The sequence below is a fragment of the Advenella kashmirensis WT001 genome (assembly GCF_000219915.2).
Lineage (GTDB): Bacteria > Pseudomonadota > Gammaproteobacteria > Burkholderiales > Burkholderiaceae_B > Advenella > Advenella kashmirensis.
Genome location: NC_017964.1, coordinates 1,492,889 through 1,518,501 on the forward strand (window position 1 = coordinate 1,492,889; position 25,613 = coordinate 1,518,501).

Genomic DNA, 25,613 nt, shown 5'->3' on the forward strand with positions numbered 1-25,613 from the left:
TAGATTGGTCAATTTTTCTTACCAATAGCCTCGCCACAATCTGAGGCATATCCAGTGTGAACGCGATGGCCAGAATCCCTTTAAATACGCTTCCTGCCTTCCGTACCGTAGCCGAACTGCAAAACCTGCGCGCTGCTGCAGAGGTACTGCACCTGACGCATAGCGCAGTGAGCCAGCAGATCCGCCAATTGGAGGGCGCCTTGGGATTTGCGCTGTTTGAACGCCAGGGCCGCAGGATCGTGCTTAATGCAGCAGGCGCTGCGTTTTTGTGTTCCGTGCAGTCTGCAATGATTCAGCTTGAAGACGGAGTGCAACTGGCCCGGCTGGCATCGAATAGCGTAGAGAAAAAGCTGCGCATTTCGGTTGTGCCTCATTTGCGCAACGCTGGTTATTGCCAAGACTGGAGCGCTGGCGGGAACGGCATCCCGATATAGCGCTTGAAATAACCACATCTCAGCAAATTGTTGATCTGCAACGTGACGGGTACCATGCTGCGGTGCGCGAGGGCAAAGGGCCGTGGCAAGGTGTGGTGGCGGACCGTCTTTTTGATGATCCCATGCCACTGATTGTGGTCGGTTGCGCCGTGGACGCGCGCCGCCTTGTCGGCGCGCCGCCCGCGGCCTTTCTAAAGGAACCGCTGCTGGGCGATCGGGCGCCTGGCAGGCGTGGTTTGCTGCAGCCGGCTTGCAAGTCCCATTCAATACCGTGGCCGAGTTCAATGACATGGGATTGATGCTGCAGGCCGCAGAACAGGGGTTGGGTCTGACGCTGGCGCGAGAGCTGCTTGCTGCAGATGCAATTCGCAATGGCAAGCTGATCCGTTTGTCACCCATCTCGGTCGCCTACGACACCGCGCATGCCATTCATCTGGTATATCGCCCTGCATTGCGCGACTGGCCTGCACTGGCGGCATTGCGCACCTGGATTACCCAGGAACTGGCTGCTTCGCGTGCGGCCCTGTTGCAGGATGCGCGCAGCGAACAGAACCCGGACAATAGCCAGGCAATGCATCAAAATGACGGATGAGAAAATGACAAGTGAAATTATTTCGCCGTTGTAGTAAGCTGTATTTAATATCGGATATCGCAAGCATCTGCTGGGTGTCGCGGGCGCCTGCCGCGTCGCTGGTGAATGCGCCGATTGGCGACTGATTGATCGGCTGGCTTGTCAGGATCTTGTTGAAATCCGACTGCATTGATAAAGAAGGAGAACAGTATGGCTGAATCTGCGAGCACGACCGGCCGCTATATTGTGCTGCTGCGGCAGGGGCGAACCGAAGACGGCATACGGGATTTGCAGCGTATTACCGGCGCTTCGATCCAGGCCGAGAGCACGACAGACCGGCAAGACACAACGCTGGAACTGAACTGTGCAATTATTTTTAATCATATTGGTGCGGCCCTGATCCGTTGCGAAGTAGCAGCCGGCAATGCGATACAAATGGCCTCTCAACAGGCGCAAAGCAATATCCTGATGGTTGAGGCCGAGCGTAGCGTACATGCAATCGCGATACCATCGAATCCGTCTGCGGGCGTCAAGAAGGACGATCCCGATGCGCAGGCGACCTGGGGCGTACGTGCCTGCAGTGCCGATCGTTCAGACTTCACCGGCCAGGGTATCCGTCTGGCGGTTCTGGATACCGGCATTGATTTAAAGCATCAGGATTTTGCACAGCGGCAGATTGAGTCGCGCTCCTTTGTGACCGGTGCCGACGTCCAGGATGAAAATGGTCATGGCACGCATTGCGCAGGTATTGCCGCCGGGGTCCTGAAGCCGGTTGCGGCCCGCGTTATGGCGTGGCCGGGCAAGCACAACTCTATATCGGCAAGGTTCTGGGCAATGATGGCAGTGGCGGCGACGGCAGCGTGCTCGATGGCATTGACTGGGCGGTGGGCGCTGGCTGCGAAATTATTTCCCTGTCACTGGGCAGTCCCGCCAAGGAAGGGGACAGCTATTCACACATTTTCGAAGAAGTGGCAAAGCGCGCTTTGGCTGCCGGCACACTGATCATTGCCGCTGCCGGCAATGAAAGCCAACGACCCGACCACATCGCGCCGGTTTCGCATCCAGCCAATTGCCCGTCTATTGTCGCAGTGGCGGCAGTTGACGAGCATATGGCGATAGCCCCGTTTTCCAGCGGCGGTCTGCAAGGCGACGGCGGGCAAATAGACATTGCTGCGCCCGGCGTGGATGTGCTTTCATCATGGCCGGGTACGGAAAATTATAATACCATCAGCGGAACCAGCATGGCCACGCCGTTCGTAGCCGGGGTGGCTGCGTTGTTTGCCGAATCCGATCCCGCGGTCAGGGGCAGCGTGTTGCGCGATCGCATCGTGCAAAATGCACGTCCATTGCCATTGCCGCAGCGGGATGTGGGTCGCGGGCTGGTCCAGGCGCCCGGGCATCCGGCCGCAGTCAACGGTCAGGGCACGGGTTCGTAAATACGCTGATGGCAAATAATCGGGAGAGGGCGATGGCACGCATTACTCTGACGGTATTGGTCAAGGAGACCTATCGGAATCGCTTTTCTGTGGTGGTGGACGACTGTCGCCGGCAAGGCATGGCAGTAGAGCGGGAGATGACTGCCTGGGCCTGTTCTCGGGCAATATCGAGGCTGAAAAAGTGACCGAGCTGCGTGCTGTAGAGGGCGTGGCTGCCGTTGAGGCAGACAGGCCCATGCGGCCGTACTGCTAAACAGGTTGGACCGGAACGGCGATAGCGACTGGGCGAGTCTGTTGTAAAAAGGTACGCTATTTAATAGAAATGACAATGAGAATAGTTTACATTAACTGCTAATTCAGTTACAGTACCGCGATATAAGACTGTTTTACATCGTCCGTCGCACGATCCTCAGATCTGCGTCGTCTCACCGGCCTTTTCCCCTATGAATTCTTCACACAGCACACGGTCTGCGTTCCTGACCGGCGTTTTCTTTCTGGCTGCTCTGGCGGCTACACCGGCCTTGGCCCATAACCCGGTTGCTTCCTGCAAGGCAGTGGGCGCCGAAAAAGTACTGTGCACTGGCGGTTTTTCCGACGGCTCGGCGGCGCCGGGTGTGACGCTGGATGTCATCTCTTATGATGAAAAAGTGCTGCTTCCGGGGAAATTGTCCCAAGACTCCACCCTGGAGTTCAAGAAGCCGGAGCAGGAGTTTTACATCCTGTTCGATGCGGGCCCAGGGCATGTGGTAGAGATCGATCAGAGCGAGATCGCGCAATGACGGTACAGGCCATCCGGCCTGCTGGTGCGGGACATGAAACGGGCGCGGTTCTGGCCGCGTGCGGGGTCATTGTGCTGCTTGCTACCCTAACCATCGTGTTGCGAACTACTAGTGCGCCGGTATCGCAGATACAGGCGGGTCAGATAGATGCACGCCATGGCTTGACTGCGGCGGAGCAGGGTGTATACGCCGATCTGCTGGTGGCTGCCGAGGAAATCGGCTTCGCGCAAACGCCGCCTGAAGTCAGCGATCTGGCCGAGCAAATGATTCCGCCCTTTGTGGTGGATGCTGCCACGGACCGGCGTGGTGGCCACAACTGGCAAAGGGTGCAGCAAGGCCCGGTAGTTGCCTATATCGGCGTTACCCAAGCGCCGAGTACTGCGGGCTCAATGTTGCTGCGGTTGACGCAGGCACCGGATAGCGCTGTCAAAATTGAGCAACAAGGCAGCCAGGCCCAGGTCTGGTTGTACAAAACGACGGCGCCGCAGCGCAGGTACCCGCAGCACTGAATTCCGACAATCTGATGCAAGAAGGCTGGCAGCAAATTGTCTCGCAATTTGACGCCGGTGCCACTCGCCATCAACACTAGTGCAGCAGCACTCAACCTTTTTTCCCCAACACTCATGATGTCTTTTTTGCAGTCTGTTTTTGTCGGTCGGATTCGTGCCTTGTCTTTTTTTTGCGGCTCCGTGATGTTGCTGGGTGCCTGCAGTGTTGCCAGCGCCAAGGTGTTGCGCATCGGCGTGACCTTGCATCCGTATTACAGCTACGTTGCCAATATCGTTGGTGACAAGGCGCAAGTGGTTCCCCTTATTCCTGCCGGTTTTAATCCGCACGCATATGAGCCCAGGGCCGAAGATATCAAGCGCATTAACGACATGGACGTGATCGTAGTCAACGGAATCGGTCACGATGATTTTGCTGATCGCATGATCCAATCCAGCGACAACCCCAAGGTGCCGCTGATCGAGGCCAATGCCAATGTGCCCTTGCTGGCAGCGACGGGTCCGCAGCTCGCGCCGGTAGCGGAGCAGCATCAGGAAAAATCGTAAACCCGCATACCTTTCTGTCAGTCACTGGTTCTATCGCTCAGGTCAACACTATTGCACGTGAACTGGCGAAGATTGATCCGGATAACGCGCAGGCGTACCGGAGCAATGCTCGTGAGTATACGAAGAAGCTGCGTACCCTGCGAGCGCAGGCATTGCAACGCCTGGCCAGTGTGCCTGCCGGTGCGATGCGCGTAGCCACGATCCACGGAGCCTATGATTACCTTTTGCGTGAGTTCGGACTGGAAGTGACTGCAGTGGTTGAGCCGGCCCATGGGATCGAACCCAGTCCGGCTCAGCTTAAGGGCACGATAGACCAGTTGAAGAATCTGGATGTGAATGTGATTTTTTCAGAAATGGATTTTCCGTCAACCTATGTGGACACGATTCGCAACGAGACCGGTGTTCGCCTTTATCCCCTGACGCATATCTCCTATGGCGAATACTCGGCCGACAAGCTGGAGACCGAGACGGCAAAGAACCTGGATACCGTGGTGCGGGCAATGCAGGAGTCTGCTAAGTGACAGGCCCGTCGGTTGACATGCGCCAGGTCAGGCTCACGCTTGGGCAGACGCGGATTTTGCATGACATCAATCTTCATGTGCCGGCTGGCAGTATTCATGCACTGATCGGCCCGAACGGCGCGGGTAAAAGCTCGCTTATCAAAACCCTGATGGGGCAGATGCCGCATCAGGGGGCATTGACGCTGACCTGGCCTGCGCAGCCGGGCGTAATCGGATATGTGCCACAGGCACTCGAATTTGATCGGACCCTGCCCATGACGGTCAATGATTTCATGGGTGTCATGACACAGCGCCGGCCCGCGTTTTTCGGATTGTCCTCACGCAATACCCAAGCCATTGATGATGCCCTGACGCGCGTTGGCATGCACCACAAGCGCAGGCGGCGCATGGGCGCACTCTCGGGCGGCGAACGCCAGCGCATCATGCTGGCGCAGGCGCTTATTCCGGCCCCCGCGCTGCTTGTGCTCGATGAACCCATGGCGGCATTGGACGAAGCCGGTGTTGCCGTATTTGAAGATCTGCTTGGCTACTGGCGTAACAGCGGCGTTACCGTGCTGTGGGTGGAACATGATCTTGACGCTGTCAGGCGTCTGGCTGATCGGGTCACCGGTCTGAACCACCGGATTGTATTTGAAGGCGAGCCGGCAAAGGTCCTGTCGACCGAGCAGTTGCTGGCCCTGTTTTCTGCTCATCCGCGCATAAACGCTCATGATGTGGCGACCGTGTTGCCTGCGCAAACCCGGGTGGCAGCATGATCTTTGATACGATTCGTACGTTGCTGCAGCAATGGGCCAGGATGGGGCGCTTCCGCAAATGTTTACGTATGGCTTTGTGGTCAATGCCTTTATGGCCGGCCTGATCATCGGGCCGCTGCTGGGCGGACTGGGCACACTTGTTGTGGTCAAGCGATTTGCCTTTTTCTCCGAAGCGGTGGGGCATGCTGCCATGACTGGTGTGGCCATCGGCATTCTTGTTGGTGAGCCCTACACCGGTCCCTATGGCAGTTTATTCGGGTTCTGTCTGTTATTCGGCATTTTGCTCAATTATCTGCGCAACCGTACCGGTCTGGCCTCCGATACGTTAATCGGTGTTTTTCTATCAATTTCATTGGCATTGGGTGGCAGTTTGCTGCTGTTGCTGTCAGGTAAGATCAATATTCATATTCTGGAAAATGTCCTGTTTGGTTCGGTACTGACAGTCACCTCGCAGGACCTGCTGGTGCTCAGTGTTATCGGATTGCTGACTGCGTGCCTGGCGCTGTTCAACTACAACCATCTGATCCTGTCCAGCTTCAATGTGCAGCTGGCTGCAGTACGCAAGGTACGCACAACACTGATGGACTATCTGTTTGTCGTGCTGGTCACGCTTGTAACTGTTGCGGCAGTCAAGGTCATTGGTGCAATTCTGGTTGGCGCATTGCTGGTGATCCCGGCGGCCACAGCAAGAATTCTGGCGCAATCGATGCGCGGTTTTTTTTGGCTGTCTATTGCGATTGCGATTGTCAGTACCCTGGCAGGCATTCTTCTACCGATTCAGTTCGCTTTGCCGGTACCTTCGGGCGCAGCCATCATTTTGGTTGCCGGTAGCGTCTTTATTCTCTCGGCACTGGCCAGGGGATTTATCCCTGCATTGAAAGGAACAACGGAATGAGGCCGATTGCTGTCACACCCCCTTATTTTTCCCCGCTACGACTGGCACTGCTGACACTAAGCATGGCAACGGCGCTGGTCAATCCATCGCTGGCCCAGGATAATGTTCCGGCACGCAGTCGCAGCGCTGCAGACATTACGGTTCAACGCAGTGTGGTTTCTGGTGCAGTCCCAGGCGCTGCAGCGGCCGCAGCGCCTGCCGGTTCGTCTGCGCAGAAGCAGCAGGCAACGACTGTTGTGGCAGCGCATCCGGTTGCATATGGTTTGCTCGAGGCTCTGGCGCAAGGTAGCGGTATCGTCCCGTCTCGTGCGACGCCCGCCAATTTGCCTGCATCCCGCCATTACTCTTATTTGTCAGGTAGAGGCGCGAAATCTTTCGATCGCATCGTGCGAAATGCAGACGCGGTGGTCCATCTGCGTTCTATCTGGCCAGATGATCCGCTTTATCCGCTGGCACGAAAACATAATATCCGGATCATTGAAATAGATGCAGCCAATCCGGTGGACCATGGCTTGCCAGGCATTGCCGCCACAGCAGACACCAATACCGCAGCTGACTATCCCTGGCTCAATCCGGTGAATATGGGGCGAATGGCCGACATTATTGCATCTGACATGCAGCGGCTTGAACCCGGCGCCAAAGACAAAGTCGTGGCGAATCTGGCGACATTGCGCCAGCGTCTGATTGCCTTGAACGCCAAGGTGGAGTCCGCACTGCTGGATGCGCGCAGTCTGTCTGTCGTGGTGTTGTCGCCGCGATTGCAGTCGCTGGCAGGCGCATTCAATCTTGATGTGGTGCCGGCAGATGCGCAGGCTGACTGGAACGCACAGGCGCTGGCCGCACTGGGCAAAGTCCTCAAGGACAATGACGTGCAGGCAGTTCTCCTGCATGAAGCAGCAAGCCCCGATCTTGCTGCGGCAATTACCAAGGCGGGCGCAGAACCGGTGGTTGTGGAAACCGAGGGCAACGATCCAGTGGCTGTGCTCGAGGTAGCCGGTCAGCGCCTGGTGCAGGCGCTGCTTGCCGGTAGCCCGGGTTAATGCAGGGCAGGGTGGAGTATGTTGATGACATCTGAATTGTTGATTGTTGGCGGGGTTAGATAAGCATGGTCAAGAAAAAATCCAAAGCCAAGCTCTGGTTCCTTATTCACAGCTGGCTGGCATTGCCGATCTGGGGCTTTATCTTTTTCGTTTGCCTGACCGGCAGTATCGCGACGGTCAGCCAGGAAATCGAATGGCTGGCCAGCCCGATGGTGCGGGCTAATCCGCCTGCCGGCAACCCCCAAATGCTCACCTATGATGAGGTGCTGGCGCGTGTTGAAAAGGCCCATCCGGCTCGGTAGTCAACTCCATACGCCGACCGGTCAAGTCGCAGTTTGCCCTGACGGTCAATACCACTTATCAGGATGGCAAGTCCGGCAGGCTGTACGTCAATCCTTACACAGGCGAGATACAGGGCCAAATTTCCGGCTTTGATTTCAGGCAGTTTATACGAGCCTTGCACGGCTGGCTGCTGGTGCCGTTTACCAACGGTTTTGCCTGGGGCTGGTATGCTGTCTCGCTGCTGGGCATTCCCATGCTTATTTCCCTGATTACCGGCCTGGTGGTATATAAGCGATTCTGGCGCGGCTACTTCAAGCCCCGCCTGCGCATCGGCCAGGGCGGGCGCATCTTCTGGGGAGATTTTCACAGACTGGCAGGTATCTGGTCTGTGCCTTTCATTGCCATTATCAGTGTGACCGCCACCTGGTTCCTGATCGAAGCCGTTTTGTTCGACAATAGTATTTCCATTTCAACGGCGCCGCCGCCTGCTATGGTGCAACGCCAGGATGTACCTACGCGCACGGACGGATCGGGCAAAAGTCTGCTGCTGTCGCCTGATCAGGCCGTGGCAAAGGCAAAAGGCCATTTTCCCGACATGCAGGCCGAATCCATTTTTCTGCCTGCAAATGCCTACAGCCACTATACGGTGACAGGGCGCAGCAGTTACCCACTCATTCTTGAGCGAGCATCAGTCAACCCATATACCGGCGATGTAGATTCCTCACGTACCGTCTCGGATTATTCCGGCCTGGAACTGGTGACCGAGTCCATGCGCCCGCTACACACCGGGGATTTTGCCGGACTGTGGCTCAAACTGGTGTACTTCTTGTTTGGTCTTTTGCTGACCATGATGGTTCTGTCAGGGATGCTGATCTGGACCAAGCGAACGGCAAAGGAAACGGCCGGCATGTTTCGTGAACGTCGCCAGTCTCGTCGCCAAAATACGTTGGTGAGCCAGGGGGGGCATCAGTCGCCAGCAGCAGCGGGCGCACGCTTTATGAAAACAGAAAAGGGCGCATCATGAATAGTCAGGCTCAGGCAATCGGCTCCGGGTCACGGTCGGGTTTTAAGGTGTGGTGGTATCGCTGGCGTTTTCACCTGAGCGTTCTGGCCATTCTGATCCCGCTGTGTTTCGTGCCGCGCTACATAAAAGACCAGGCATTGTTCTCGGGCGATCTGGGGCTGGGCGTGCACGATCTGGGCACCAAGAAAGTGGGTCCGTGGGAAGTACATATGGCCGAGTTCGATGCCCTGCCGCCACGACGGGACGGTACTGCGGGTTTTGTAAAAACTTTTTCCGTATCACTGTGCGAGTCGTGCCGCAGTGCCGTTCGCGCAGTTTACCTGCGGGTGGGCAAGCCGCGCAGCCTGCGCACGGCGGGTGCCATTGGTTTCGGTAGTGTTTACAACATGCAGATTGGTGTATTGATTCCCAAGGATACTGCACCGGACGCGCAACTATGGCTTACCGCCGAAGGCTGGGACGGATCATGGCATTCCACCTCATTCCCGCTGGCCGAGGCCTCGCCCGTCACAATGAAATGGCTGGGCAATCGCTGAAGCTGAACGCTATAACCTACGATAAATACCGAGCCTGCCTGTCGTTGATAAATGGATAAAGACAGGCCAGTGCAGATTCAATTATTGGACATACGCCGGACTATGAAAACAACTTCACGCCACTCCCCGCTATTGATGATGCGCGCCTTGTCGTTGGCGCTCCTTGCGTCTACGACTACGTTGCATGCGCAGACCGTATCGGCGCCAGCCGCCACCGAAGCAACCCGGCTTGAGGCGATCAACGCGACCGACGAGAACGTATCGGTATCGGTGCCTACGCCCGCCACCTATGCCGGCGGCCAGGTCGCCACGGGTGGTCAGGCGGGTATTCTCGGCAATGCAGACAATATGAGTTCGCCGTATATTATCAACAGCTATACGTCAAAATTGATTGAAGATCAGCAGGCTCGTACGTTGGGAGAGGCAATCAAGAATGATCCTACCGTGCAGGTTGGCAACGGTTATGGCAATTTTGCCGAAACCTTTGTGATACGAGGCTTTCCGCTAAATAATGACGATCTTGCCTTCAACGGACTCTATGGCATTCTGCCGCGTCAGGTACTGCCAACAGAAATGATCGAGCGTGTGGAAATCTTCAAGGGTGCAAGTGCTTTTCTTAACGGTGCGGCTCCGGGCGGTAGCGGCTTGGGTGGTTTGATCAACATCCAGCCCAAGCGCGGCACCGATGAGCCGCTGACCCGGTTGAACGCCGACTATACGGGACGGGGGCAAGTAGCGCCGGTGTAGATATTGGCCGTCGCTGGGGTGATGCCGGCCAGTTCGGCATTCGGGTAAATGCCGCCCATCGCGATGGGCAGATGTCCGCCAAAGACGCCGATTCAAGGATGTCTGTACTCACGCTTGGACTCGATTATCGTGGTGAGCGGTTGCGTGCATCGCTGGATGTGGGCTATCAAAACGTTCGCTTTGATCAGGCGCGGCCTACCATCACGCTGACAGGCGACGGCGTACCCGATGCGCCGTCCAACAGCATCAATTATGCCCAGCGTTGGGCGTGGTCAAAACTGCAGAGTACCTACGCCGTCGCCCGGGTCGAATACGATTTAACCGAAAACTGGATGACCTATGCTGCGATCGGCACCAGTCGCGACAAGGAAGACGGGCTGTATGCAGGGGCCAAGGTCAATGGCGCCGGCATCGGTGCGCATAGTCCGTTGCGCACGCCGTATGAGCGCGACACCGTGACAGGCGAGATCGGCTTGCGGGGACGTTTCGTGACCGGCTCTGTAGGGCATCAGGTCAATCTTGGCATATCGGCCTTGCGTTCAAGCAATCACAGCGCCTATCAATTTTTTGCCAGCCAGAATCGGGATATATTCAATCCGATAGATTCTCCGTATCCCGACCGGATCACCTTATCGGGCGGCGATATTGATAGTCCCGGCAAAGTGGATCGTTCCATCCTGCGCAGTATTGCCGTGTCCGATACACTATCGTTTCTGGACGAACGTATCCTGCTGACACTGGGCCTGCGCCATCAGAACCTGCGCTATACCGCCTATGATTACACGGGGCAGCTTCATCAGACTACGACAAATCGATTATTACGCCATTTGTTGGTATTGTCTTCAAGCCATTGCAAAACGTATCACTCTATGCCAATTATATCGAAGGCCTGACGCGTGGCGAGACGGCGCCGCTGACAGCAAACAACCGTAATGAGGTCTTCAAGCCGGCGCGTACCAAGCAGATAGAGGCCGGCATCAAAGTGGATATGGGTGATTATGGCGCCAGCCTGGCAGCGTTTCAGCTTGAAAAACCCGAGTTCTATCTGGACAGCCAGACCAATGTTTTTGCTGCGGCTGGTGAACAACGCAACCGGGGTATCGAGCTCAGTGTTTACGGCCAGCCCGCTGAAGGGATCAGGCTCATCGGTGGCATTACATTCATGAATGCCCGCCTGCAGAAAACCCAGGATGGCCTCAATGATGGCAATCATGCGCCGGGCGTGCCCCGAGTGCAGGCCACAATGGGCGCCGAGTGGGATCCTGCCTTCGCACCTGGCCTGACACTGCAGGGTTATGTAACCCGTCGCAGCAAGCAATATGTCAACAAGGATAATGAGGGCACCATTGCGGCATGGACACGTGTGGATCTGGGCGCACGATACACGACAAAACTGGCTGGAAAAGACACGACCTTCCGTTTCGGCATTGATAACGTGTTCAACAAACGTTACTGGGCAACGGTCGCACCGCAGTTTGGTCAGCTCACGGCAGGCAATGGCCGAACTGTTAAAGCGTCTGTATCGTTGTCCTTCTAGCCTCGCCTATTGTTGGGTGAGTCACGTGTCGAGGGCATCTGATTCAGACGAGGCGTTTGCCGGCGAAGCGGACCATGAGCAGTTCGTCGCTGTAGCCTGTTTCGTCCTTGAGTGATCTGGGCTCTTTGCCGTAGATTTCAAAGCCAGTCTGCTGGTAGAGCATCAGTGCCGGGGTGTTTTCCGCCGTCACGGACAGGGTAACCTGTTCGTAATGCTGGTCGGCGTACGCCAGAAGGCACCTCAGCAAGGCCCGTGCAATGCCCAGGCCTCGGGCCTGTTCGGCAACGAAGACGCCCCAGATGTAACCTTTATGTTGCTCGCGAACGCCAAGCCAGGGCGCCAGCCCGGCAGTGCCTGCGATGGCGCCGTCTTTGCGCGCCGCCCACACCTTGCTGGCGCCCAGACGGTCCTGAAAAAAGGCCAGTGGTTGCACTGATTCAGCAGCATGACTGGAGCCAAAGGCTTGCGGCGCGCTTTGCAATGCAGCCAGGCGAAACTGGCGAAAGGCAGCGGCATCGTCGGCATCGAGGATTGCTATTTCAAATGAATCCATATTCCATTTGTGAAGGTAAAAACGTCCTTCGCCGATCATACTGCAAATGTGGTTGGGACGTATGTGATCGGTGTTCGCATCCTTAGGGCGGAAGGTCGTGGCGGACCTGTGCAGGCGGTCGGCAATCGCATCATGAGACCATCTCTTTTCCCTGGCTCGGGCAAATGCAATAATGTGGCTGACCTAACTTTCGGCAGGACCGGTGCCGCCCATATTGCCGGGCGACCGGAACAATCTATACCACAGTGGCCATGGCCGTCAGCTGCCGGCCGGTGGTCAGTGTTTGTGCTGCTGTCAGATCGTATTCAGGGGAATCTTCAGGTAGCGAACGCCATTGTGTTCGGGCTCAGGCAACTTGCCGCCACGTACATTCACCTGTATGGACGGCAAGAGCAGTTTTGGCGTGGACAGGGTCGCGTCGCGCCGGGTACGCATTGCCACAAATTCGGATTCGGATATGCCTTCATGGACATGGATGTTTTGCTTGCGTTCTGCTTCAATAGTGGTTTCCCACGCAAACACCTCGCGGCCCGGCGCCTTGTAGTCATGGCACATGAATACCCGCGCCTGACCTGGCAGGCGAAGCAGGCGTTGAATCGAGCGATACAGGATACGGGCATCGCCACCGGGAAAATCACAGCGGGCAGTTCCGTAATCGGGCATGAACAAGGTATCGCCTGCGAACACGCAATCGCCGATGACATAGGCCAGGCAGGCTGGCGTATGGCCGGGAACGTGCAGTACCGTGGCAGGCAGACTGCCAATCTGGAAAGTCTCACCGTCTTCGAACAGGTGGTCAAAGTCATCGGCGTTGCCGCGTTGCGCACCTTGGGTGTTGTAGGTGTCCGCAAAAGTAGTCTGGACCTGGCTAATATGCTTGCCTATGGCCAGTTGCCCACCCAGTTGTGCCGCCAGAATCGGCGCGGCCGACAGATGATCGGCATGTGCGTGCGTTTCCAGTAGCCATTGCACTTGCAATTGATGCGAGCGAACGTAATCAATGATCGGCTGCACCGATGCGGTCGAGGTTCTGCCAGAGGGCGCGTCGTAATCCAGTACGCTGTCGATGACAGCGCAACGCGAATCATTGGGTGCATGCACAACATAGCTGATCGTGTTGGTCGCTTCGTCAAAAAAGCTTTCAACAGCCGGAATGCGCGTGGGATGGTCAAGGGTGTCGGCTATTTGCTGCGATGCCTTGTGGCACGCCGGATCATGAAAATGGTCTGACATAGCGGGCTCCGGAGGTACAGGATGAAAAGGACATTTAATTACTAAAAGTAATAAATATATATTCAAATATCATAACAAAATTCGGGATGAACGTCATGCATTGTCAATGACGGCGTGACTGCAAGAAAATGAGTGGGGCAAAACAAGCCGGCAGGCAAGGCATGCCCATGTGGAATGGCCGGTTATGCGTCCCGCCCAACAGCGGCCGAAATCGTTTGTCCATCAATCCGGCCGCAGGTGCACAAGAAGCGCGATTTGAGGTCGGCTTGCTGTTTTGCCGCCTGCAGGCGCTTTACGCATGAGGCCTAGTGAGCTCACGCCGATGATGCCTGGTGGCCATGGAGACCCGGCGGTCTCTAGGGTGTACCGGCAGCGGGAGCGGCAGCCGCTGGCGGCGGGGTATTGCCCGTCGCTTGGCTGGACAGGGCGGGGGGCATATAGCGTTGCATGCTGATGTGCCTGCCATGCCAGACATGGATACTGCCTACTATCAAGAGAGTTGCCACAATCGGGATCAGAAACGCGCCGGCAGTTAAAGTATGTGTTTTGCCTGCGTGGTAACGTGCGCCAGCGATACATAGAATCAGCGTACTGACCAAAATGCCCCCAAGGACATCCGAAAACCAGTGTGCGCCAAGATAGACGCGTGAGATAGCGATCAGCAGTGCGAATCCCATTGCGCAGCATACGGTGAGGATTCGGGCGGCTCGTTTTTCGATGCAGGGATAAATCAGAATGCATAGCAGACCATACAGCACGATATTGCTTGTTGTGTGGCCGCTGGGAAAGGAATAGGCACTCCAGCCGGAGTACATCATGTCTCCTGGCCGTGCGCGGACGATTGCTGCCTTGATGCTGGTATTAAGAACGGCGGAGCTGATGATGGTGAGTACCCAGTAACCGGCCGTGCGCCACGACTTGCGAACCAGCAGCCAGAGTGCGACCACGCTGGTGATGACGGTCACCATGAGCGTATCGCCCAGCTGCGTTACCGTAATCAGGATGTCGTCCAGCCATTGTGCGCGCAACAGCTGCAGTTGCCGGTAAATGGCCTGGTCGACGGCGAACAGCCGACCATCAATGCGCACATTGATCAGAATCAATAGAAACAGAGTGCACGCCAGTGCAGCAAGATAATAGGGCCAGTAAGCGCGGTTGCGGATCATTGTATATGGTGACATGCGATAGAACTTTGGGGTAAATGACAAACCGAGGCTTGTCCAGTGGAAGCGATTGAAGATAAAATCATACCTGTTTCAACCGCTTTACAGGGTGCAGTATGCGTCATTTCACATTCAAATCAATTTTGCTTGCGACACTGGGATGCCTTGCTTTTGCCGGGCCGGTTTATGCCGCTGATCTCTATCCGGCCGACCTGGCAAAACAGGAGCCACGACTGGCCAGCGCATTTGCGGACCTGACAAAATCACTCGTCCGCAAGCATGCATGGGTAATGGATTTTGGCGTAACGACGCCCGTTGAAGAAACAACGTTGAACAATGAAACATATGTACGGCTGTCGGGTTGCAAACCGCATGATTGCCCATCAGAAAAATATGTGGTGCTCGTTTCTAAAAAAAACAACCACGCCGTGGGTGCGTTTTTAACAAACCGGCAAGCGGCTGCGGGCGCGTTATCAGACAGCACGATTCAATGGCTTGGGCAACCCACGGATGAACAGGTTGCGCAATTGGCCGCTGCCTTGTTTCCCGCGGCAGACAGTTAAGCGGGTCGTTCGTGGATTTGTAGTCGTGTCATGATATCAAACGACCACCGGGCACCTGCGGTGCCCGGTGCTGCTGCCTACCCTGTGCAAAACATCGCATAGTGCTTGCTCCTAAGCCGCTTGGTATTTAGCTCAAAGTCCGCTCAGAATCCGCTTAGAATCCGATGTGCGATTGCGATCCGGTCTGCATTCGGATAGTTTTTATTGGCCAGGATCACAATACCAAGCCTGCGTGCGGGAACAAAGGCCACATAGGCGCCAAATCCGTTGGTGGACCCCGTTTTGTTTATCCATACATCGTCGCGCGGCGCCATCGGCGGTACCAGCGCTTTTACAGGTTGCGGTTTCAGCGCAAAATCGGCAGAGTTGCCTTGCTGTAAAGATTCAAGTGTCACGGGGTATGGATATTGCTCCCAGATCAGATCCTGTGTCATGGCAGCTGTCTGGAAATATCCTGTGTGCGTGTTCGTTACCGCTGCCTGCAAACGTTCATCCAGGTCTGTCATGTGCATATTGCTTTTGAGAAAGTGCACCATATCCGCGCTGGTCGATTTTGCACCATAGGCCTGCGCCCACAGCATTGCCTTGCTTACCCTCGTCGGCGTATTCTGTTTGGTGTAGCCTGAGCATAATCGGCCATCTTCTGTCCAGGAACATCAATATACGTGTTGGTCAGTCCCAAGCCTGCATATATTTGTTTTTCCATCAATGGTATGAAATCCTGGCCCATCACCTTTGCAGTGATCAATCCCAGCATGCCTATTCCCGGATTGGTGTAAGTCCTCTGCGTGCCTTTTTCAAACGGCGGTTTCCATTGCTGCAGATAGGACATCAGTTGCTCATTGTTCGTGATCTCTTCGGGCACCTGTAGCGGAAAGCCGCCGGGTGTATGGGTACCCAGTTGTATCAGGCTCACCGAGCCGAATTCGGTGCCCTGCATTTGCGGTAAATGGGTAGCCACCGTATCGGTCAGCTTCAGATGCCCCATGACCTGAGCGTAGCTTGCCAATGTCGCCGTAAAGGTTTTGCTGATCGAACCCAGTTCAAAAAGGGTGGACGAAGTAACGGCATTTTCAGTTTTCTTTGAGGCAACGCCATAATTGAACAGATAAGTTTCCCCCTGCACAATCACGCCGATTGCCATGCCGGGAATATTGTGCTTTTTCATCACGGGTATTACTGACGCGTCTACCCGTTGTTTTATAGCGGTCTGCTCTTGCGCGGCGTAGCCAGCCGTAGAGGTGAGGGCGCCTGTAATCAAAGTCAGCGCTGCAAGTAATGGGGACAAAGAAGTGTTCATGGGCGAAAGAATAAAAGTAATTGAAAGTGGGAGGGTCCTGTATTGTCACCCATACGCTTACGACCGATAAGCCTGGATTGGTAACGAAATGCGAAAGGGGGAGGCAGGTTGGGCAATTTCCGCAGGCATGGGCAAGGTCGCAATAAGTCGTTCTGGTTGGTCATTATATTTCGAAACGAATGTCAGCTTATTTCAGATCAAGGAGTTTTCATTCGTGTCCATGTAAACTCGAAGCCGTACGTATGTAGATCACCTATCCATCGTACCCTTTGCCCTGGTCAGAAATGGCCAGGTTTTTTTTTGCCGGTCGCCTAAGCCACACAAGAATAGACAAGTGTGAATCATTCAAAAGTGTGGATAATTCAATCTTACTCTGCGCCGGCCCTACAGTAGGCCGGCTACCAGGGACCAGTGCAGCCCCCGCGATCTGCTGGCAGGAGCGCCGCAGCAGGCGGGCCAGATCGGTACAGGAAAAAAAGCCCCCATTAGTCGTGCAGACCAATGGGGGTAATAGTAAACGATTACGTTATGCTCTTAAACTTAGGTTAAATACACGGTTACGTTAACGCTGTTAAGCCGTGTCCTTCAATGGCCTCGTTCACTCACTATGAGTACTAGGCCGCACGTACTGTTTTTTGAACTTCTGCGTCCATCCAGTAAGAATAGGTACGCAGCACAGTCAGTTCAAGTGTTGCCGCGCCCGTTGTGTTGATCAGGGTAGCAGGAATAACAGCGGCGCCATTGGTCCAGCGCATTGCCGTACCCTTGACATCCTGGGCAGCGTTCAGGCCAGTCAGCGCAGTGTCTGTCAGGCTGATCTGTTGACGACCACCGGCTGTTGACACTGCGATACCAGACAGGCCAACACCGATCTGACGCACGTCACGACGCGCCAAAGGCGTGACGTCGCGAACAATCGCAGAGCGGGACAGAATGCGAATATCACCCGCATTGGCCGGCAGTGCAAAGTGATACACGCCTTCTTTGCTGAACTCTGGCGTTGAGTGAACAATCTGGCCATTCACTTCAATGCACAGCGCTGCATCTGTGGTACGAACTGCACCGGTTATCGCTTCAGCGCGGGCCAGCAGTTGTTTGCGAATAGCCTCGACAACAGGACCTTGCTGAACGACTTTGATGCCTTCTACTTCAGGACGGCCTTCGGCAGGACCGAAGTCAGGATTCATCGCTACATCAGCGGCATTCTGGAACATGGAGCGGTTACCGGTATCGACATAAGATTCGGCGGGTACGCCTTCGGTCAGAATAATGTCAAACTGCTCAAGCTCAACATGGAAGTATTCGAACACTTTGGTGTTGAACTGCTGAATAATAGTCTGGCCATTTACCAGCATCATGGCAGGCACCAGCGTGCCATCAAATGACACATGGTGGCCGGGAGACAATGTCAGGTCGCGATGCGGCACGTTGTTGGCAATGGAATCTTTCTTGAACAGGATAGGGAAGGCGCGCACGGCATCTTTGGCAGGAATGCGGTTTTTGTACAGGGTGCGATGACCCAGCCATTTAACAGTGGCAACGCCGCCGGCAGCGGTTAGTACTTTATCGCCGGCTTTCAATGTTTCAACCTGAACTTCGCCGTCTGGTGTCGCAATGCGTGAGCCTTTCAAGTAGCACGCATATACCATTTTGCCGCCTTCGAAAGTGACCTTTGACAAGTCTTGCCCTTCGGCATTAAAACTGCCAACGACCCGACCGTTATCGTCGCGGAAAACCAGATTGCTGCCTTCAACCGCGCCTTGCGTTGCGCCATTCACCTGGATCTGATCGCCAGCGGAAAGCCCGGCAATCTTGGGTGAGCTGGACAAATCAAGTTGCAGGCCGCCCGGATTGTAGATCAAAGTGGACGTGCCATCGCCGCCCAAATCAAAGGTGGTCGAGTTTCCAGCGCCGCCGCCGATAGAGGGGGGAGAATATTCGAGTGTTGAACCTTCACCAAGATTGTAATTGCTGGTTTGCCCTGCACTTAGATCGAAAAATTCGGAGATCTTTACGTGCGCATTTTCGCCCAGATTCAGTGTTGAAGTGCCGCCAATCGGAAACAGGCGCGTCTGTGTCAGATCCAGAACGTCATTGGAATTTGTCGCGTTATTGATTGTCAGTGTGGTGTTGCCTGCCACGCTATCGACGGTCAGTTTTTGATCGCCAGCATAGGAGCTCTGGTCGATAGTTTTAATTGAAGAGGTAAAACCGCCAAGTGTGATCGTTGCCATGTGCTTACTCATCCATATAAGTAAAAAAGCGAGTTAATTGGAAAATCAGTGGCTTTAACAATCTTTACAATTGGCATGCAATTAATGTATTCAATTGTAATATTGGTTAAGGCATCGCCAGTCTATCGAGCCCGGATGATGGCTACAACGACACAATCATAAGAAATGTCATGGCATAACATTCCTTGACGATATTCCCACAGAGCCCGATATTTTTAGCTGTAGGTTATCTGCACAATGGCGGCTCATATAGGCTTTAAGGCGAACGATAAATTTCAAGCAATTATATTTTTATGTCCGGCCCGGACGAATCGACCTTCTGTCCGGACGTGTAATATCGACGAAGCGATTTTTCCCAGTCAATCACCGAAGGGTCGCCATACGCGACCAATTGAAATTTAAATTGTTTGAAAATGTACCAAAGTCGACTATTCGTCTGAGGCTTGGTTTCCCAGGCAAATATTTTTCCGTCCTTATTCATGGTCAGAAATTTGGTCCATTGTGGAACGATAATGAGCGTGTCGTAGTAATTTACGATTTTGACTGATTGCTTTATCAGCATTGCTGGGTACCCACTGTCCCGGGCCGCTTTTGATTGTTGCTCGAGAAGGCCAGGGTTTACATTGAAAGGGATAATGTAACGCTTTGTGTACTACTCGATTGTCAACAAGTGAAAAGCAGGATTGCCTTCACGTGTAAATAAAAGGTCAGGACAAAATGTCCTTCTGGAACAAATAACAGAATTTTTCCATGGGAAAATTTGATGTTTAAAAGGACGATGCAGGCAAGATGTTTTCACCACCCAAATGTAATTACCGTTATTTGCGCCTGCCTGGAAACCATTGCTACGAAACGCTAAGCAGTTTTTTGTATGCCATTGTCGATGTAAAGCAGCGACAGCCATAATCCAGAATTGTGCTCAATTTTTGTTTTCACTCGCAATTGAATTTTTATAAAAAAAACCTCACACAAGAATTTGGCGAGGTTATTTTTCTAAATATCACTGGGTACATTGTTAGAATTTCTTTGCCCAGAACGAACAGCGCTTATTTTTAAAATATTGTCGTCTGTTCGCGATTCGAATATTACACCTGTATCTAAAAATATCAACATCACGTTTTCCCCAATGCCTGTGTAAGACCCAATCTGCAAACACAATCTTATTCAATTGTTTGAGTGCAGAGCACCGGATAGGGCGCAAGTGCAAAGTTGGTAAACAAAATCTGGTCGCTTGGTGATTTGGTTCCACGCATTTTATCCTTTGCTACTATCCACTCTGTCTCAAATCATCAATGCATTTATTCAAGAGGTAATTATCGATTTGTCTGCGCAATGACGAGACTAACGTGATACGAAATAGCAACAGCTTCGCATGATATTTTCAGAACTTACGAATGATCCTTTCACCTGGGTGTTCAACACAATCTGTTTTTCTATTGCAAATGCAAAAAATGGGAATGAAAAACAAGGGGCTTAAAAACCTGAGCGGATTGTTTTGTCTGGGGATAAAAACGAGGATTATGCGGGGTTGCACTGCTCCTGATTTTTATGTGTCAATGCAACCAAATTGTTGCGGGTGCATATCGAAGAATTATGTATCATTATTATTAATTATTTATATTAAGTTACATATAGCAATATTATTTTTTTAAATACATTGCATATGTAAAATAAAACGCGCACACTCTGCCTCGTAGTTCAATTAATAATTATTATGAAATATAAAGAACTGAGACAGGATCGCTGCTGCATTTAATGCGTATTATTTAATATAATATTTATTTAATACATTGATATTAAACAATAAAATAAATTATACGCGTGAAAGATTTATTATCTCATAACCAAATATTTCCGATAATCGGCAAAAAAGCGCTGGCCTAATTGCATGGCCTGCACCAATAAAAATTAAAACCAGGTAACTAATTAATTATTAAATATTACCAAAATTAATTATCGTAAATAAATATTTGTAACGTCATTGGTTGTCTGGTCGCAGATTTCAGACCGGATAAATCGGCGGTCTCTATCAATCTTCAATACGCTGATCGCGTGGATCAACAGAGAATTTGCTGCTTTATTTGATTTGAAAAACCGGGCATCACGTCCGGGACTTTAATGCTATCTATCCTTTAAGGAGCAGCAAAATGAAAAAACTACTATTAATCTCTGCATCTGCTTTGGTAATGGCTTCAAGCGGCGCGTACGCTGCGACTCTGACCGGTGGCTTTTATGGTGTAGGCGGCACGGCAGGCAGTACCGCAGGTGGTGGTTCCACTGCGTCCGGCAGCCAGGGTTCGATTCTGGCAGGTGCAGCGACCAATACATCGGCAGCTCAGAACCAGACCATGTCTGGCGCACAGGTTACCGGCAGCTTTGGTGGCGTCACGACCATTACAGAAGGCAATTCATTGTCCACACAAACCAATACCGGCGGTGCGCTTGGTCTGGCAGGTCAGACTTCTAATGCGAGCGCAGGGGGTGCATTTGGATCAGGCGCCACTGGCAATTTCGGCACCATTGGTGGTTTTCTTAGCTTCACACCGTAATTTCCCTTGACTCGACAATAACTTACCGTAACCAGGCTATGTTCACAGAAAGCCGACACGTTAACAGTTGCCAGAAGATCGACGTAGAACATTGACTTGGTTACCTTGGATATATGCCAGTTAAGACAGCAACTCAAGGAGATAAAAATGAAAAGAATATTATTGCTATCAGCGCTCGTAATTGCATCGACGGCGGTTTCGGCTCAAACGATTACGATTGGCGCGTTTGCAACCAGCGGTGGGGCCGGTAGTACGGCCAGTGGCGGTTCATCGGTAGCCGGCACTCAGGGCTCGCTTGGTACTTCGGCCGCAGGCAATACCTCTACTGCATCCAATCAAACCGCATCTGCTGCTCAGGTAGTGGGCGGGCCGACAGGCGTGACGACGCAGACAGCGGGACAATCTGTATCTTCGCAAACCAACTCAGGTTTTTCTCTCGGGTTTGCGGGGCAGACCTCTAATGCCACTGCCGGTGGTGCCTTTACATCAGGAGCGGGCGGCACCTTTGGAACGATCGGCTCCTTTGTTCACTGGACACCTTAACGCGGGTGCGGATTGCACAAGCAAGTGCTAAACGAAACCATCTTCTCGGGGAGAGCACACTCTCTCCGTAAGGGAATTGCCATGAAAATGATACTTGTCGTTACCCTTGGGTTACTGCTTTCACCTCCGGTATTTGCCCAATCAGCGGGTGCTATCTCGGGCTCGAATTCAAATGCCAACAGCGGATCAAGCGCCAATTCAAATCAATCCGCCGATTCCGGTGCCGCAGCGGTGGTTGATTTGACCTTTGGCGGCTCCGAACAAAGACGTACACAGACCGTCCACACAACCCCAAATGTATATGCACCGCCCAGTATGTTTGGCGGCGTGAACAACTGCGGCCAGTCGAGCACATTTGGTATTGGTGCGACCGGCTTTGGTATCGGTGGTTCGCTGGCCGGTGAGTCCGAAGCGTGTAATGCGCGTGAAGATACCAGTATTGCGTACAAACTGGGATACAAAGATGTGGCGGACATGCGGTTTTTCTGTTTCGGTGAAGACGTGAACCGCAAAGCCTATGAGTCCACCGGTCGAAATTGCCCAACCTATGCAACTGCCAAGGGCCTTCCTGAGCGTCCGGTTGCCGCCGTTGATAACAGCGGAATCAATAACAGCCAGCGTCAGCGTAATACCAATCGGGTAGTTGCGACGACGCCTGTACGAAGTCCCGAAGTATATGTGGACAGACCAAGGGTGCAGCCGCAGGCTACGCAGGATCTTCGTGCATTTTACGGTTCGAATTGATTATGCCGGCTTGGCATGATCATAAAAAATTCGAACCAACTGCTAGCGAGGCTGAAATATGTTCTTTATCCCAAGGCCAGGTTGCTTTGAACTGCGGTTTGGGCAGCCTAGGGAAAAATAAGGCGCCGTCGCTATTGATAATGGCACATGGCGGCGCCCTGGCGCCTACCAGGCGGGCATTTTTTTATCTTGAGGGTCGGAAGTTGCCATGGCATGTCATGACCCAGTGAAAAACTGCTCATGTGATAATTAGAACAATCACGAATGAGTACGATCATGGACGACGAAATCAAACGCTGGACAGCAAAGCGTAAAAGTGCGCTGGTGCTGGACATTATCAAGGGTAAATCGACGGTTTCAGAAGCCAGTCGCACTTATAACCTGCCTGTATCCGAGGTGGAAAACTGGGTGGTTGATGGCAAACGCGGTATGGAGAATGCATTGCGGGCAAATCCGCTGGACATCAAAGAGCAATATGAGCGTCAGCTCAAACAGCTACAGGAGGCTTACGGAGAGGCGATGCTGGAATTGCGTGCAAAAAAAAAGCTACAGCCTTTGCTGGACGAAGATGGCAAATAATTCAGTAGGAGCGCCAGTGATTCACAGCGGACGGACGCATTGTTTCGATTGTCATCGCTGTGCTATGGGATTGGTCCAGACCAATGCATTTGCTTTAGCTGCCTGAATTGCACAGAAAACCTATGAGTCATTATTATTTACTTTGCCCTTGTATGTGCAAAGCTTCTTTCCATCACGCTGTCGCGAGAAAAATCGCATGCGATTAATAGACACTTATCCTGCGCTGCGTCGCGCGTTGGTGCCGGGTGGGCCGATATTGGGTATTTCGGTGTCCGGTGCGTCCAGCATTATTTGATCTGCCGTAATTGGAAATTCATAGTAACGCTTCCCAGTGGCATGAAAAATGGCATTGGCGATGGCGGCAGCGGTGCCCACAATACCAATTTCTCCCACGCCCTTGACGCCCAGCGCGTTCACGTGCCGATCGTCTTCCTGGACGAATATCACCTCTATATTGTCAATATCGGCATTGGTTGGTATATGGTATTCAGCCAAATTATGATTCATGAATCGCCCTGCATGATGGTCCACCATGCCGTGCTCGTACAACGCCTTGCTGATCCCCCAGACGACACCGCCCATAATCTGATTTGCCGCGGTCTTGGGGTTGAGAATTTTTCCGGCAGCGACGGCATTGACAACCCGGGTGACGCGAACCTGCCCAAGTTGTTCATCAATCCTGACTTCGACAAAGACAGCAGAGTGAGCGTAGCTTGAGTACCGTTTCCTGTCATCCTGGTTTGGCGCGGCGGATGCTTCAGCCTGAATCGTGTCCTTGTCGCTGAGCTGGACCAACTCAGCCAGCGATACACGTCGGGTGGGATCATTTCTCATGCACATTTGACCGTTCGTGAAAATCAGTTCGTCGCTCGTCGCTGCCTTCAGCGGAGAATCCGGCAATTGTATAGCCTGCCTGCCAAGCGCTTTTTTCAGTGCCTCGCAGGCCGCCTTGACCGCAGAACCGAATGAGGCGGCGCCCGATGAGCCGCCTTCTATCGCGCCCAGGGCAGGCTGGAGTCGCCCAGCTTCGTGGTCACGTCGGACAACGGTAGCCCAAATGCATCGGCGGCAATTTGCGTCAGGATGGTGTATGTTCCGGTACCGATATCTGCCGCTGCAGTGGCCACTTCCAGATGGCCGTCGCGCGTGAGTGTTGCGCGTGCGTTTGCTTTTTGCTGGAATGCTTCCCAGATGCCGGTGGCGAGCCCCCAGCCCACCAGTTCATGACCATCTCGCATGGTGCGCGGCTCATGGGAACGCTGAGCCCAGCCGAAACGCTCGGCACCTTGTGCATAACAGTCTCGCAAGGCTTTGCTGCTGAAATCCTTGTCTTTTATTTGATCACGCTCGGCGTAGTTTTTCAGTCGAAACGCCAGCGGATCCAGCCCCACGCGGTATGCCATTTCATCGATCGCCTGTTCGAAAGCGTTTACGCCTGTGGCGGCACCGGGCGCACGCATGTCGGTCGGTGTGTAAAGATCCAGGGGCGCCAGTTTATATCCAAGTTCAACATTGGGACATTGGTATAGCAGCGCGCTCCACTTGACGCTGGACTCCTCAAAGTATTCCAGTTGTGAAGTATTTTGCACGGTTTCATGCCATACGGAAACCAGCCTGCCGTCACGGTCTGCAGCCAACGAGATTGTCTGTATGGCTGCCGGGCGATAGCCAAGCGTAAACATTTGCTTGCGGGTGAGCACAACTCGCACAGAGAGCCTGAGTTCTCGGGCTGCCATGATAGCCAGGAAAAGTTGATACTGAGGACGCAAGGCCAGGCCGAAGGCGCCACCCACATAGGGAGCGATGACCTGCACCTGTTTTTTGGAAAAGCCGAACACATCGCAGACATAGTCACGTGTACTCATCGGTCCTTGAGTCTTGTCGTGGACGGTGATACTGCCGTCGTCGTGCCACATGACGGTTGCTGCATGTGGCGCCATGGGATTGTGGTGTTCGATGGCGAAATGGTACTGCGAGCGGAGCTGTATTGGAGCGTTGGCATAGGCGCGTGCTGCATTGCCGCGTGGGTCTGGCGTTTTTCTGACAACTTTGCGGTATGTCGGATCTTCTAATGCGGCAGCCAGATTCGTTTGGTGCGGCTCTCGCTCGTATTGCACCTGCAATAGCGTACATGCGTAGCTTGCAGTCTCGGGGTCTTTGGCTACGACAAGTGCGATCGGCTGGCCGCTATAGTGTACCTGGTCGTCGTACAGCGGAAGAAAATGTGCCGTCGGCGTGTCTTTGTCCTGATGGTCACGGTGGAACCACGGAAGATCAGGTCGGTTTTCATGGGTAAAAACGGCGAGCACGCCGGGTAAATCCAGGGCTGCGGTGGCGTCGATATGCACAATCCGGCCTCGGGCAATTGGACTGTTGAGCACGCATCCGTGGGCCAGCCCGGAAGTGGTAAATTCAGCGGAATATCTGGCTGCACCCGTTACCTTGGCTCGCCCATCGACGCGGTCAGTATCGCGTCCGACATGAGCGTTGCTGCAAGTGGGATCCTGGCCAGAGAAGTGATCGGTTGCTGTAGTCATGATATG

At 53.5% G+C, this 25,613-nt stretch carries 26 protein-coding genes and 3 pseudogenes; 22 read left to right on the plus strand and 7 right to left on the minus strand.

Annotated elements, in window-relative coordinates; all coding sequences use genetic code 11:
* Positions 1-65 precede the first annotated feature (65 nt).
* From TKWG_RS07000 to TKWG_RS21320, 17 genes and pseudogenes are all read left to right on the plus strand, one after another.
* Positions 66-1,026: pseudogene (locus TKWG_RS07000) on the plus strand (LysR substrate-binding domain-containing protein).
* Positions 1,027-1,473: 447 nt separating this feature from the next.
* Positions 1,474-1,755: pseudogene (locus tag TKWG_RS25870) on the plus strand (S8 family serine peptidase); the annotation flags it as partial.
* A gap of 41 nt (positions 1,756-1,796) precedes the next feature.
* Positions 1,797-2,441 carry a S8 family serine peptidase gene (locus TKWG_RS24715; RefSeq protein ID WP_264300280.1) on the plus strand — a complete coding sequence of 215 codons (645 nt, stop codon included), beginning with the start codon at positions 1,797-1,799 and terminating at the stop codon, positions 2,439-2,441.
* Positions 2,442-2,473: 32 nt separating this feature from the next.
* On the plus strand, positions 2,474-2,626 hold the full coding sequence (locus TKWG_RS23575; RefSeq protein WP_171815133.1) for a hypothetical protein: 153 nt from the start codon (positions 2,474-2,476) through the stop codon (positions 2,624-2,626).
* Between the two features lie 258 nt (positions 2,627-2,884).
* Positions 2,885-3,220 (plus strand): hypothetical protein, encoded by a 336-nt coding sequence (locus TKWG_RS07010; protein ID WP_014750179.1) that lies wholly within the window; start codon positions 2,885-2,887, stop codon positions 3,218-3,220.
* Positions 3,217-3,729, plus strand: a complete 513-nt coding sequence (locus TKWG_RS07015; RefSeq protein ID WP_014750180.1) for a DUF6162 family protein — start codon at positions 3,217-3,219, stop codon at positions 3,727-3,729. The genes TKWG_RS07010 and TKWG_RS07015 overlap by 4 nt, the downstream gene beginning before the upstream one ends.
* A 36-nt stretch (positions 3,730-3,765) precedes the next feature.
* Positions 3,766-4,272: a metal ABC transporter solute-binding protein, Zn/Mn family gene (locus TKWG_RS25875; RefSeq protein ID WP_264300281.1), complete on the plus strand. Its 507-nt coding sequence runs from the start codon at positions 3,766-3,768 to the stop codon at positions 4,270-4,272.
* Positions 4,273-4,286: 14 nt separating this feature from the next.
* Positions 4,287-4,793, plus strand: coding sequence for a metal ABC transporter solute-binding protein, Zn/Mn family (locus TKWG_RS25880; protein WP_407636916.1), 507 nt, complete (start codon positions 4,287-4,289; stop codon positions 4,791-4,793).
* Entirely contained in the window at positions 4,790-5,548 is a 759-nt protein-coding gene (locus tag TKWG_RS07025) for a metal ABC transporter ATP-binding protein (RefSeq protein WP_014750183.1), read from the plus strand. The genes TKWG_RS25880 and TKWG_RS07025 overlap by 4 nt, the downstream gene beginning before the upstream one ends.
* 58 nt (positions 5,549-5,606) lie before the next feature.
* Positions 5,607-6,443, plus strand: coding sequence for a metal ABC transporter permease (locus TKWG_RS07030; protein WP_081489383.1), 837 nt, complete (start codon positions 5,607-5,609; stop codon positions 6,441-6,443).
* The gene (locus TKWG_RS07035) at positions 6,440-7,483 is read left to right on the plus strand and encodes a metal ABC transporter solute-binding protein, Zn/Mn family (RefSeq protein WP_014750185.1); all 1,044 of its coding nucleotides are present in this window, start codon (positions 6,440-6,442) and stop codon (positions 7,481-7,483) included. Before TKWG_RS07030 ends, TKWG_RS07035 begins: the two co-directional genes overlap by 4 nt.
* A gap of 65 nt (positions 7,484-7,548) precedes the next feature.
* Positions 7,549-7,785, plus strand: a complete 237-nt coding sequence (locus TKWG_RS25885; RefSeq protein ID WP_264300282.1) for a PepSY domain-containing protein — start codon at positions 7,549-7,551, stop codon at positions 7,783-7,785.
* Between the two features lie 80 nt (positions 7,786-7,865).
* Positions 7,866-8,789 carry a PepSY-associated TM helix domain-containing protein gene (locus TKWG_RS07040; protein WP_264300300.1) on the plus strand — a complete coding sequence of 308 codons (924 nt, stop codon included), beginning with the start codon at positions 7,866-7,868 and terminating at the stop codon, positions 8,787-8,789.
* Positions 8,786-9,325: a hypothetical protein gene (locus tag TKWG_RS07045; protein ID WP_014750186.1), complete on the plus strand. Its 540-nt coding sequence runs from the start codon at positions 8,786-8,788 to the stop codon at positions 9,323-9,325. The genes TKWG_RS07040 and TKWG_RS07045 overlap by 4 nt, the downstream gene beginning before the upstream one ends.
* Positions 9,326-9,427: 102 nt before the next feature.
* Positions 9,428-10,072 (plus strand): TonB-dependent receptor plug domain-containing protein, encoded by a 645-nt coding sequence (locus TKWG_RS21310; RefSeq protein WP_171815134.1) that lies wholly within the window; start codon positions 9,428-9,430, stop codon positions 10,070-10,072.
* A gap of 71 nt (positions 10,073-10,143) precedes the next feature.
* Positions 10,144-10,965, plus strand: a complete 822-nt coding sequence (locus TKWG_RS21315) for a TonB-dependent receptor domain-containing protein (RefSeq protein ID WP_050981560.1) — start codon at positions 10,144-10,146, stop codon at positions 10,963-10,965.
* Positions 10,923-11,609, plus strand: a complete 687-nt coding sequence (locus TKWG_RS21320) for a TonB-dependent receptor (protein WP_014750189.1) — start codon at positions 10,923-10,925, stop codon at positions 11,607-11,609. The genes TKWG_RS21315 and TKWG_RS21320 overlap by 43 nt, the downstream gene beginning before the upstream one ends.
* Positions 11,610-11,652: 43 nt before the next feature.
* On the opposite strand, the gene TKWG_RS07055 is transcribed toward TKWG_RS21320, so the two are convergent.
* The 3 genes from TKWG_RS07055 to TKWG_RS07065 all read right to left on the minus strand — a co-directional run bounded on the left by TKWG_RS07055 (position 11,653) and on the right by TKWG_RS07065 (position 14,576).
* The gene (locus TKWG_RS07055) at positions 11,653-12,162 is read right to left on the minus strand and encodes a GNAT family N-acetyltransferase (protein ID WP_014750190.1); all 510 of its coding nucleotides are present in this window, start codon (positions 12,160-12,162) and stop codon (positions 11,653-11,655) included.
* Between the two features lie 294 nt (positions 12,163-12,456).
* Positions 12,457-13,395, minus strand: coding sequence for an MBL fold metallo-hydrolase (locus tag TKWG_RS07060; RefSeq protein WP_014750191.1), 939 nt, complete (start codon positions 13,393-13,395; stop codon positions 12,457-12,459).
* 356 nt (positions 13,396-13,751) lie between these two features.
* The gene (locus TKWG_RS07065; RefSeq protein WP_148274495.1) at positions 13,752-14,576 is read right to left on the minus strand and encodes a phosphatase PAP2 family protein; all 825 of its coding nucleotides are present in this window, start codon (positions 14,574-14,576) and stop codon (positions 13,752-13,754) included.
* A 98-nt stretch (positions 14,577-14,674) separates the two neighbouring features.
* Here TKWG_RS07065 and TKWG_RS07070 point away from each other — a divergent pair, with 98 nt between their 5' ends.
* Positions 14,675-15,121 carry an Ivy family c-type lysozyme inhibitor gene (locus TKWG_RS07070; RefSeq protein ID WP_014750193.1) on the plus strand — a complete coding sequence of 149 codons (447 nt, stop codon included), beginning with the start codon at positions 14,675-14,677 and terminating at the stop codon, positions 15,119-15,121.
* A 143-nt stretch (positions 15,122-15,264) separates the two neighbouring features.
* On the opposite strand, the pseudogene ampC reads toward TKWG_RS07070, so the two are convergent.
* Together ampC and TKWG_RS07080 are read right to left on the minus strand one after the other, a co-directional pair.
* A pseudogene (gene ampC / locus TKWG_RS26440) lies at positions 15,265-16,421 on the minus strand (class C beta-lactamase).
* Between the two features lie 614 nt (positions 16,422-17,035).
* Entirely contained in the window at positions 17,036-18,655 is a 1,620-nt protein-coding gene (locus TKWG_RS07080; RefSeq protein WP_014750196.1) for a Hint domain-containing protein, read from the minus strand.
* Positions 18,656-20,802: 2,147 nt separating this feature from the next.
* Between TKWG_RS07080 and TKWG_RS07090 the strand changes: the two genes are divergently transcribed.
* The 4 genes from TKWG_RS07090 to TKWG_RS07110 all read left to right on the plus strand — a co-directional run bounded on the left by TKWG_RS07090 (position 20,803) and on the right by TKWG_RS07110 (position 23,070).
* Positions 20,803-21,204 (plus strand): hypothetical protein, encoded by a 402-nt coding sequence (locus tag TKWG_RS07090; RefSeq protein WP_014750198.1) that lies wholly within the window; start codon positions 20,803-20,805, stop codon positions 21,202-21,204.
* A gap of 147 nt (positions 21,205-21,351) precedes the next feature.
* Positions 21,352-21,747 carry a hypothetical protein gene (locus tag TKWG_RS07095; protein WP_014750199.1) on the plus strand — a complete coding sequence of 132 codons (396 nt, stop codon included), beginning with the start codon at positions 21,352-21,354 and terminating at the stop codon, positions 21,745-21,747.
* Between the two features lie 81 nt (positions 21,748-21,828).
* Positions 21,829-22,491: a hypothetical protein gene (locus TKWG_RS07100; protein WP_014750200.1), complete on the plus strand. Its 663-nt coding sequence runs from the start codon at positions 21,829-21,831 to the stop codon at positions 22,489-22,491.
* Between the two features lie 264 nt (positions 22,492-22,755).
* A complete protein-coding gene (locus tag TKWG_RS07110) occupies positions 22,756-23,070 on the plus strand; it encodes a DUF1153 domain-containing protein (protein ID WP_014750201.1) in 315 nt (104 codons plus the stop codon).
* A 213-nt stretch (positions 23,071-23,283) separates the two neighbouring features.
* Here the strand turns inward: TKWG_RS07110 and TKWG_RS25890 are convergent, their stop codons facing one another.
* A complete protein-coding gene (locus TKWG_RS25890; protein WP_322786624.1) occupies positions 23,284-24,162 on the minus strand; it encodes a xanthine dehydrogenase family protein molybdopterin-binding subunit in 879 nt (292 codons plus the stop codon).
* On the minus strand, positions 24,063-25,607 hold the full coding sequence (locus TKWG_RS07115) for a xanthine dehydrogenase family protein molybdopterin-binding subunit (protein ID WP_264300283.1): 1,545 nt from the start codon (positions 25,605-25,607) through the stop codon (positions 24,063-24,065). The genes TKWG_RS25890 and TKWG_RS07115 overlap by 100 nt, the downstream gene beginning before the upstream one ends.
* Positions 25,608-25,613 lie beyond the last annotated feature (6 nt).

Excerpts from the sequence above, each read along its gene's own strand:
- TKWG_RS07115 (WP_264300283.1), bottom strand. The coding sequence starts at position 25,607 with ATGACTACAGCAACCGATCACTTCTCTGGCCAGGATCCCACTTGCAGC.
- TKWG_RS25885 (WP_264300282.1), top strand. The coding sequence starts at position 7,549 with ATGGTCAAGAAAAAATCCAAAGCCAAGCTCTGGTTCCTTATTCACAGC.
- TKWG_RS07080 (WP_014750196.1), bottom strand. The coding sequence starts at position 18,655 with ATGGCAACGATCACACTTGGCGGTTTTACCTCTTCAATTAAAACTATC.
- TKWG_RS07110 (WP_014750201.1), top strand. The coding sequence starts at position 22,756 with ATGAGTACGATCATGGACGACGAAATCAAACGCTGGACAGCAAAGCGT.
- TKWG_RS07070 (WP_014750193.1), top strand. The coding sequence starts at position 14,675 with ATGCGTCATTTCACATTCAAATCAATTTTGCTTGCGACACTGGGATGC.
- TKWG_RS07015 (WP_014750180.1), top strand. The coding sequence starts at position 3,217 with ATGACGGTACAGGCCATCCGGCCTGCTGGTGCGGGACATGAAACGGGC.
- TKWG_RS21310 (WP_171815134.1), top strand. The coding sequence starts at position 9,428 with ATGAAAACAACTTCACGCCACTCCCCGCTATTGATGATGCGCGCCTTG.
- TKWG_RS07010 (WP_014750179.1), top strand. The coding sequence starts at position 2,885 with ATGAATTCTTCACACAGCACACGGTCTGCGTTCCTGACCGGCGTTTTC.
- TKWG_RS07055 (WP_014750190.1), bottom strand. The coding sequence starts at position 12,162 with ATGGATTCATTTGAAATAGCAATCCTCGATGCCGACGATGCCGCTGCC.
- TKWG_RS07045 (WP_014750186.1), top strand. The coding sequence starts at position 8,786 with ATGAATAGTCAGGCTCAGGCAATCGGCTCCGGGTCACGGTCGGGTTTT.
- TKWG_RS07065 (WP_148274495.1), bottom strand. The coding sequence starts at position 14,576 with ATGTCACCATATACAATGATCCGCAACCGCGCTTACTGGCCCTATTAT.
- TKWG_RS07035 (WP_014750185.1), top strand. The coding sequence starts at position 6,440 with ATGAGGCCGATTGCTGTCACACCCCCTTATTTTTCCCCGCTACGACTG.
- TKWG_RS07100 (WP_014750200.1), top strand. The coding sequence starts at position 21,829 with ATGAAAATGATACTTGTCGTTACCCTTGGGTTACTGCTTTCACCTCCG.
- TKWG_RS21315 (WP_050981560.1), top strand. The coding sequence starts at position 10,144 with ATGTCCGCCAAAGACGCCGATTCAAGGATGTCTGTACTCACGCTTGGA.
- TKWG_RS07090 (WP_014750198.1), top strand. The coding sequence starts at position 20,803 with ATGAAAAAACTACTATTAATCTCTGCATCTGCTTTGGTAATGGCTTCA.
- TKWG_RS23575 (WP_171815133.1), top strand. The coding sequence starts at position 2,474 with ATGGCACGCATTACTCTGACGGTATTGGTCAAGGAGACCTATCGGAAT.
- TKWG_RS07030 (WP_081489383.1), top strand. The coding sequence starts at position 5,607 with ATGTTTACGTATGGCTTTGTGGTCAATGCCTTTATGGCCGGCCTGATC.
- TKWG_RS07095 (WP_014750199.1), top strand. The coding sequence starts at position 21,352 with ATGAAAAGAATATTATTGCTATCAGCGCTCGTAATTGCATCGACGGCG.
- TKWG_RS07060 (WP_014750191.1), bottom strand. The coding sequence starts at position 13,395 with ATGTCAGACCATTTTCATGATCCGGCGTGCCACAAGGCATCGCAGCAA.